8 protein-coding genes are annotated in these 7,966 nt (G+C 46.4%); 7 read left to right on the plus strand and 1 reads right to left on the minus strand.

Annotated elements, in window-relative coordinates:
- The first annotated feature begins 35 nt into the window (after window positions 1–35).
- Window positions 36–929 carry a LysR family transcriptional regulator gene (locus tag AC1DSE_RS25670; RefSeq protein WP_477509617.1) on the plus strand — a complete coding sequence of 298 codons (894 nt, stop codon included), beginning with the start codon at window positions 36–38 and terminating at the stop codon, window positions 927–929.
- Here the strand turns inward: AC1DSE_RS25670 and AC1DSE_RS25675 are convergent, their stop codons facing one another.
- A complete protein-coding gene (locus tag AC1DSE_RS25675) occupies window positions 930–1,730 on the minus strand; it encodes a carbon-nitrogen family hydrolase (RefSeq protein WP_477509618.1) in 801 nt (266 codons plus the stop codon).
- 122 nt (window positions 1,731–1,852) lie between these two features.
- On the opposite strand from AC1DSE_RS25675, the gene AC1DSE_RS25680 reads away from it, so the two are divergent.
- The 6 genes from AC1DSE_RS25680 to AC1DSE_RS25705 form a co-directional block, all read left to right on the plus strand.
- Window positions 1,853–2,317 (plus strand): hypothetical protein, encoded by a 465-nt coding sequence (locus AC1DSE_RS25680; protein ID WP_477509619.1) that lies wholly within the window; start codon window positions 1,853–1,855, stop codon window positions 2,315–2,317.
- A gap of 86 nt (window positions 2,318–2,403) precedes the next feature.
- Window positions 2,404–3,594 (plus strand): aminotransferase class I/II-fold pyridoxal phosphate-dependent enzyme, encoded by a 1,191-nt coding sequence (locus AC1DSE_RS25685; protein WP_477509620.1) that lies wholly within the window; start codon window positions 2,404–2,406, stop codon window positions 3,592–3,594.
- A 336-nt stretch (window positions 3,595–3,930) separates the two neighbouring features.
- The gene (proB, locus tag AC1DSE_RS25690; RefSeq protein WP_477528391.1) at window positions 3,931–5,037 is read left to right on the plus strand and encodes a glutamate 5-kinase; all 1,107 of its coding nucleotides are present in this window, start codon (window positions 3,931–3,933) and stop codon (window positions 5,035–5,037) included.
- 16 nt (window positions 5,038–5,053) lie between these two features.
- Entirely contained in the window at window positions 5,054–6,304 is a 1,251-nt protein-coding gene (locus tag AC1DSE_RS25695; RefSeq protein WP_477509621.1) for a glutamate-5-semialdehyde dehydrogenase, read from the plus strand.
- 47 nt (window positions 6,305–6,351) lie between these two features.
- Window positions 6,352–7,221 carry a pyrroline-5-carboxylate reductase gene (gene proC / locus AC1DSE_RS25700; RefSeq protein ID WP_477509622.1) on the plus strand — a complete coding sequence of 290 codons (870 nt, stop codon included), beginning with the start codon at window positions 6,352–6,354 and terminating at the stop codon, window positions 7,219–7,221.
- The coding region (locus tag AC1DSE_RS25705; protein ID WP_477528390.1) for a RuBisCO large subunit C-terminal-like domain-containing protein at window positions 7,218–7,966 on the plus strand (749 nt) is incomplete at its 3' end. The genes proC and AC1DSE_RS25705, both read left to right, overlap by 4 nt.

A 7,966-nucleotide genomic window follows, 5' to 3' on the forward strand; every position in this document is an offset into this window, starting at 1 on the left:
TCCTTACATAATAAACAATTGAAAGGAAAATTTATATGGAATTGAGACAATTAAATTATGTTATTCAAATCGCCTCAGAGAAAAACTTTTCAAGAGCAGCGGAAAAGCTTCATATCGCTCAGCCCTCACTAAGTCAGCAGCTCTCCAAGCTTGAGCAAGAAATCGGCGTACTTCTGTTCCGGCGAACAACAAATTCTGTAGAACTAACGCAAGCTGGACAAGTATTCGTTCATAAATCACAAGCAATTCTTGACGCTGTTGAGCAGTTAAAGCAGGAAATGGACGATATGGCGCAAATGCGGCGCGGACGACTTGTTGTCGGTACATTGCCGCTAACTGGCTCACATATACTCCCGCTTGTTTTGCCAGTATTTGGTGAACAATATCCGCAGATTGAAGTCGTTCTAGTTGAAGAAACAACTGCAAAGCTTGAGCAGCTTACTGCGAGCGGCGGTACCGATTTAAGTCTGCTCTCGCTGCCGCTCATTGACAACTCTCTCGCATGGGAACCATTCTTGGAGGAAGAAATCTGCTTAGCCGTCCCTCCACAGCACCCTCTTTCACTAAGAGAAGGCTCAATCTCGATTTCCGAACTTGATAAAGAGCCGTTTATTGGACTTAAGCGCGGACAAGGCTTTCGGCAAATTACAGTCGAACTGTGTGAGCAATCAGGTTTCACTCCGCAAATCGTATTCGAGAGCAGCAATATGGAAACCATTCAATCCTTAGTGGCAGGCGGAATGGGAATAGCCTTTGTCCCGCAAATGCTTACGCGAGTCAAAGGCTCTGATTTTATGCCTGTTTACCTTCCCTTGTCGTCCAAGCCTACAAGAACGTTAGTCGTGGCGAGCCGCAAAGGCAGATATTTATCCAAAGCTGCTGAAGCATTTATCCGTACACTCAATATGACTATAAGCAGCTATCGGTAATCAAGCTTCATAAATAGAAGGTCTGCGATCTTCAAAAACAGGAATTTTTGTGCGTACAGCATCAACTAAATCCAAATCGATGTCTGCGTATATAATCGTTTCCTCTTCGCCCGCTTCCGCTATCGTCTCTCCCCAAGGATCAAGCACGAGCGAGTGACCAAAGAAATTAGTGTCACCGCTCGAGCCCATCCGGTTGCACGCGATGACGAACATTTGGTTTTCAATTGCACGTGCCGTAAGCAAAGTACGCCAATGATGAAGTCTTGGATGCGGCCATTCTGCTGGAACGAATAGCAATTTGGCTCCATCCAGCGCAAGCTTGCGAGCTAGCTCAGGGAAGCGGATGTCATAACAAATCATCATGCCTGCTTTTGTCCCTTCTATCTCAAGCCTGCCAAGCTTATCTCCTGCAGCCAAATATTTTTCTTCATCCATAAGACGGAATAAATGAATTTTTGAATAATCGGATACAACATGGCCTGAACGATCAAATGCATACATTGTATTCAGCACTTTGTCTTCCTTAAGTTCCGCGATTGAACCTCCAATAATATGAACGCTGTGCTTCTTGCTAAAATCAGATAAAAAAGCACGAGTGCGTTCGCCTTCACGATCTGCAATCGTTTTTATTTCAGTTAAAGCGTAACCTGTGTTCCACATTTCCGGAAACATAATGACATCCGGTTTACTCGTTTGGCTCATCGCTTCTTCAAGCATGCTCGCCAGCTTCGTGAAGTTAGCTTCTGGATTTCCTGCTTCTATATGCATTTGCAGCAATGCAAGCCGCAATGGTTTACTCATATGCCGTTCCTCCTGTTGATCCTTTTTTCACCTAATGATACCCTGTCATGGTTCTGTGTCAAGATGGGAAACGTAACAACGAGGGATTTACTACTTTACGAACATAAAGGAGAATGTCTGTTATGCTTCCAAAACGAATAGCTGCAATGCTTCTTGCTTGCTGCTCGATTTTCCTGTTTGCCAACTTCGCTTCTGCTCATCAAGCACTTAGCGGCGCTCCTAACCCAGAAACAGGGCTTAAGCCAGTTCAAGTATTCGATGTAGCCGCCGGTAAAGTAACAAAGACAATCCCAAATGACGCCAAATATCAAGAGATGGCTTCTTCATGGGTTGGTTCCATCACTGGTCTTGCTCCACAAATGACAAATGATTCAAGCTGCAGCTATGTGTATCGTGTTCCTCTTGAGAAGGCCGTGACCATCAAAGCAAATGACGTTTCCGTTACATCCGATGATCTTTTTCTCTTTTATTGTAAGGAAAAGCCTCCTCTCTTGCTCGTGTTTGATGAGAAGCGCAGACCTTTTTTATTCCTGTTCAAAGCAGATATTAAACCCTTTATTGACAGGGTAGGCATTCCGGCTGCATAACCAGCCGCTTCTCATCTCCCGCTATTCATGCTACATTAAAGCTATTGCCTAAATAGATAGCGATTTTGTCATGTGGAGTGTGAGGTATGGAAACACAAATCGGTCAACACTTTATTCAACCTGCGGAACGGATGAATGTACTTCCGACGCAATTTTTTGCCAAGCTGGTCGCCAAAGCAAATGCTCAAACGGCCAAAGGACGCGATGTCATCAATTTGGGACAAGGCAATCCGGATCAACCGACTCCTCCCCATATTGTTGCGAAGCTACAGGAAGCTGCAGCTAATCCGTTGTACCATAAATATCCACCCTTTAGCGGCTACCCTTTTCTAAAGGAAGCCGTGGCGAAGCGGTACAAAGAGGATTATAACGTAGATATAGATCCCACTACTGAAGTCGCTATCCTCTTCGGAGGAAAAACTGGCCTTGTCGAAATTAGCCAATGCCTGCTTAATCCCGGCGATGTCTGTCTCGTGCCGGACCCTGGTTATCCTGACTATTGGTCTGGGGTGGCGCTTGCAGGTGCCGAGATGTCATTTATGCCGTTAACAGAACAAAACAGCTATTTGCCAGACTATAACGCCATAAGTCCAGAAATAGCCGAGCGCGCAAAGCTAATGTTCATGAATTATCCGAACAATCCAACAGGTGCTGTTGCTAATGCGGAATTTTATGCACAAACGGTGGAATACGCAAAAAAGCACGGTATCGTTGTTGCAAGTGATTTCGCCTATGGCGCAATTGGCTTCGATGATAATCAACCGATCAGCTTCTTGCAGACGCCAGGCGCGAAAGAAGTAGGCGTTGAGTTTTATACCCTATCCAAAACTTATAACATGGCTGGCTGGCGTGTTGGCTTTGCGATCGGAAATGCTCAAATCGTCAAGCTAATCAATTTAATCCAAGATCATTATTATTGCAGCCTATTCGGTGGCATTCAGGAAGCAGCCGCACTTGCACTGACGGGGCCACAGCAATGTGTCGCTGAACTTACAGCAATGTACGAAAGCCGTCGCAATGCCCTGTTTACTGCCCTTGACCGAATTGGTTGGAAAGCCGCTCGGCCAGGAGGATCTTTTTTCTGCTGGCTGCCTGTACCTGAAGGCTATACATCTGAATCTTTTGCGGACCTTCTGCTTTATGAGGCTGATGTTGTTGTCGCTCCAGGCGTAGGGTTTGGTACCCATGGTGAAGGCTTTGTTCGGCTTGGTCTTCTTACAAGTGAAGAACGCCTGCAAGAAGCGATTGAACGGATTGGAAAACTAAATTTATTTTAGAATATATCCGCCATTTACCTTGCTTTACAGCAGCATGGGATCGTGATATGCTTGTAGGAATTGAACATGAAACGTGATGACGGGACAATTAAGCAAGATGGGTCGCGATCAGAGAGTAAATTCCATGGGCTGCAAGAATTTACCGAAGGCCGCTTGCTGAACCTACCTCCGAGCGGCCGGCTATGAACCGGACAGCGCCTTCTGTTATAGGCTTAAGCTGGATAATTCTATTTAAGGATTATCAACAAAGGTGGTACCGCGGAAGCAAAGACTTTCGTCCTTTATGGACGAAAGTCTTTTTTGTTGTCACCAAACAAGCATAGGATGGGATTAATGATGACGGAACGTATTGTCGTAAAGATTGGCAGCAGCTCGCTTACCTCGGAAGAAGGGGGTCTAAACCGCGAGCGTATTCAATATTTCGCATCAGAGCTCGCTTCCTTGCATAAAAAAGGAAATGGCGTGATGCTCGTAACTTCAGGTGCTGTTGCAGCTGGCTTTCGTCAAATCGGTTATGCTGCAAAGCCAAAAATCGTTCATGAAAAACAAGCAGCCGCTGCTGTAGGGCAAGCACTGCTTATGCAAGCCTATCAAGAAGCCTTCAACGGTTATGGCATAGTAGCTGCACAAATTTTGCTTACGCGTGCGGATTTCTCCAATCGCCGCCGCATTCAAAATGCACTTATGACAATCGAAGAGCTTCTGCGGCTTGGCATCATACCGATTATTAACGAAAACGATACGGTGGCAACCGACGAGCTTGTTCCTAAATTCGGTGATAACGACAGCTTATCAGCGCTTGTCGCTGCGATGACGAAAGCTTCACAGCTGATCATCATTACCGATATGGACGGCTTATACACAGAGGACCCTCGTAAAAATCCGCAAGCGGTCAAGATCGAGCGCGTCGATCAAATATCTGAAGATATTATGAAGCTCGCAGGCGGAGCTGGCTCTTCCGTCGGAACAGGCGGCATGCGTTCCAAAATCGAAGCAGCACGCATCGCCATGCGCGGCGGCGTACATGCTTTTATCGGTAAGGTGCAGCAAGAAGGCGATCTGAAGCTAGCTGTGGAAGGCAATGGCCGCGGTACATATTTTGATACGAAGCTGAACAGCCTTCCGATGAAGAAGCAATGGCTTGGCTTTCACTCTATGCCGCTAGGCAAGGTTTTTGTAGATGAAGGCGCTGTTCAAGCCTTGCTGGAAGGCGRCAAAAGCCTCCTCCCTGCCGGCGTAAAAGAAATTCAAGGCGATTTCCATTCCGGAGATGTCGTCGAAGTCATTAATCCACAAGGCCAAACCATTGGCAGAGGCGTTGTCAATTATGCAGCATGGCAAATTCAAGCTGTGGCCGGCCTTACTACTGAAGAAGTTAAACGTAGAGTCGATGTATCCCGTATCGAATTTATTCATCGAGACGAATGGATTACATTAAAATAATAAGGGGGATTCCGCTATGATCAGTGAAGTGAGAACAAAAGCAACTTTAGCTCAAGATGCAACTGCCATTATGAATCGTTTGTCCACAGAACAAAAAAATACGGCTCTATCTCGTATGGCTGATGCATTAATCGCCGAGACTAACGCAATTATTACTGCAAATGAGCTTGACCTGCAGCGAGGTCGCGAGCAAGGCACAAGCCCTTCCATGCTCGATCGCCTTGCTTTAAATAAAGATCGTATAGCATCCATTGCTGAGGGACTTAGACAAATTGTTGAGCTTCCGGACCCTGTTGGTGAGCTGCTTGAGCATTTCGATCGTCCTAACGGACTTAAAGTAAATAAGATCAGAGTTCCAATCGGCGTCATTGGCATGATCTATGAAGCTCGTCCCAATGTTACTGTCGATGCGGCTGGCTTATGTTTAAAAACTGGCAACTGCGTCGTGCTTCGCGGCGGATCAGCTGCTATCGAGTCAAATCGTAAAATCGTAGAGGTATTAAAAAATGCACTTTCAGATACGGCAATGCCAGCTGATGCCATTCAGTTAATAGAGGATTCAGATCGTGCCTCGGTTAACGAAATGCTGAAGCTTAATGGCTTGCTTGATGTTGTCATTCCTCGTGGAGGCGCATCGCTTATTCGAAATGTCGTTGAAAATGCCACTGTACCGGTCATCGAAACAGGAGCTGGTATTTGCCATACCTTCATAGATGCCAGCGCTGACTATACGATGGCTGTCGAGATTGCCTTTAACGCCAAAGTACAACGGCCATCGGTTTGCAACTCCATGGAAACCTTGCTCGTTCACGAAGCTTTTGCAGAGCAGCATTTGGCTGCACTTGCTGATCGTTTTGTTCAAGCAGGCGTTGAGCTCCGCGGCTGCGAAAGAACGGCTTCCCTTCTCACAGGCATTAAACCGGCAACTGATGAGGACTATAGTACAGAATACAATGATTATATTATGAATATCCGCGTCGTTTCAGATCTTGACGCCGCGCTTGCGCATATCCGCCGTTTCAGTACAAAACATTCCGAATGTATTGTGACCGAAAACTCCGAAAACGCTGAGCGATTTATTCAAGATGTTGATGCGGCTGCCGTTTATCATAACGCCTCTACTCGCTTTACCGACGGATTTGAATTCGGGTTTGGAGCTGAAATCGGCATTAGTACACAAAAGCTTCATGCACGCGGTCCAATGGGTTTGCCTGCATTGACGTCTACTAAATATCTGGTTTATGGAACTGGACAAATACGGGGCTAACAGGACGAATTCAGTCCAATATCAATGGAACAACGGAGGAATACTTCATGACACAGCTTACACAAACAGCAATTGCCAGTCAGCAAATTTGCTTCTATGGTGCCGGATCGATGGCGGAAGCCATTGCCCGAGGTCTAATTAACAAAAACCTCATTGCACCTAGTAAGATTTCAATGCTCAATCGACAAAATAAAGATCGGCTCTCTGAGCTAAATGAGCTATACGGTATACAAACCATCGTGCAAGGCTCCTCTAATGAAGCTTATTTAAAAGAGGCAGACATTATTTTTCTAGCCATGAAACCTAAGGATGCTGCTGAAGCGATCGCATCCATTAAGCCGTTCATTTCCTCTAAACAGCTTATTATATCGGTCATTGCCGGGTTATCGATCAAAGCAATCGAGCAGCTGCTTGGTGGGCAGGCTTCCGTCGTACGCGCGATGCCGAACACATCCAGCACAATTGGTCTAGGAGCAACTGGAATTAGTTATTCAGATATTGTGACTACTTCGCAAAAAGCACTTACAGAAGCGATTTTCAGCTCTGTTGGCATTAATGCAATCGTAGACGAGTCACTCCAGCAAGCTGTCACAGGCGTGTCTGGCAGCGGCCCAGCTTATGTCTATTACTTTATGGAGTCGATGATCGATACCGCAATCCAACTAGGATTTTCGGAGACAGCAGCAAAGGAGCTTGTCGTTCAGACGGTTCTTGGCGCAGCGGAAATGGTTCGTCATACCGGCGAAGAGCCAGCAGAGCTGCGCCGCAAGGTCACATCGCCAAATGGGACGACGCAGGCAGCTCTTGAGCTGATGGCCGAAAATCATTTTTCAGAAACAATCAAGAAAGCTATCCATCGCTCAGCAGAACGTGCAGGCGAGCTTGGAGAAGCTATCGAGAGGAGCATTAACGAATGATTGGAGTTTGTATCGCAACGTATCGTTCTTATGATGATCGAGCGGATTTCAATAAAAAGGCGCTTTCGATCGCTGTTGGCTTAACCGTCGGCAGCTGGACTGAGCTTCCTGAAGCGCAAAAGGCGAATATGGAAAAGCATCTTGGAAAAGTATTGTCCGTTACTGTCCATGAGCCCGAAAATGCATTGCCCGGTGAGCGCTATGCCGACATTCGAATTGCTTACCCAGACATCAACTTCAGCCGTGACCTCCCTGCTTTGCTAGTAACTGTATTCGGCAAGCTGTCCATGGACGGCAAAATCAAGCTTATGGATCTCGACGTTTCTGAGGATTTTGCATCTGCTTTTCCAGGTCCTAAGTTTGGATTAAACGGTGTTCGCGATTTGCTTGGCGTACATGATCGCCCGCTGCTAATGAGTATTTTCAAATCCGTTGTCGGTTATGATCTAGCCAATCTTCAAGATCAGTTCTATAAGCAAGCGCTTGGCGGTGTGGACTTAATCAAGGATGATGAAATCCTATTTGAGAATCCACTTACCCCTCTGGAGAAACGTGTCGAAGCTTGTATGGATGCAGCGCGTCGCGCTGAAGCAGAGACCGGCCAAAAGCTGCTTTACGCCGTTAACTTGACAGGGCCTACCTCAGCTCTTGCTGCGAATGCTCGAAAAGCGATTGACGCCGGCGCCAACGCGCTTTTATTTAACGTTCTTGCTTATGGCTATGATGTGCTTCATGAGCTTAGCAG

The organism is Paenibacillus sp. 01L418 (genome assembly GCF_056400045.1).

Excerpts from the sequence above, each read along its gene's own strand:
- AC1DSE_RS25675 (WP_477509618.1), bottom strand. The coding sequence starts at position 1,730 with ATGAGTAAACCATTGCGGCTTGCATTGCTGCAAATGCATATAGAAGCA.
- proC (WP_477509622.1), top strand. The coding sequence starts at position 6,352 with ATGACACAGCTTACACAAACAGCAATTGCCAGTCAGCAAATTTGCTTC.
- AC1DSE_RS25670 (WP_477509617.1), top strand. The coding sequence starts at position 36 with ATGGAATTGAGACAATTAAATTATGTTATTCAAATCGCCTCAGAGAAA.
- AC1DSE_RS25680 (WP_477509619.1), top strand. The coding sequence starts at position 1,853 with ATGCTTCCAAAACGAATAGCTGCAATGCTTCTTGCTTGCTGCTCGATT.
- AC1DSE_RS25695 (WP_477509621.1), top strand. The coding sequence starts at position 5,054 with ATGATCAGTGAAGTGAGAACAAAAGCAACTTTAGCTCAAGATGCAACT.
- AC1DSE_RS25685 (WP_477509620.1), top strand. The coding sequence starts at position 2,404 with ATGGAAACACAAATCGGTCAACACTTTATTCAACCTGCGGAACGGATG.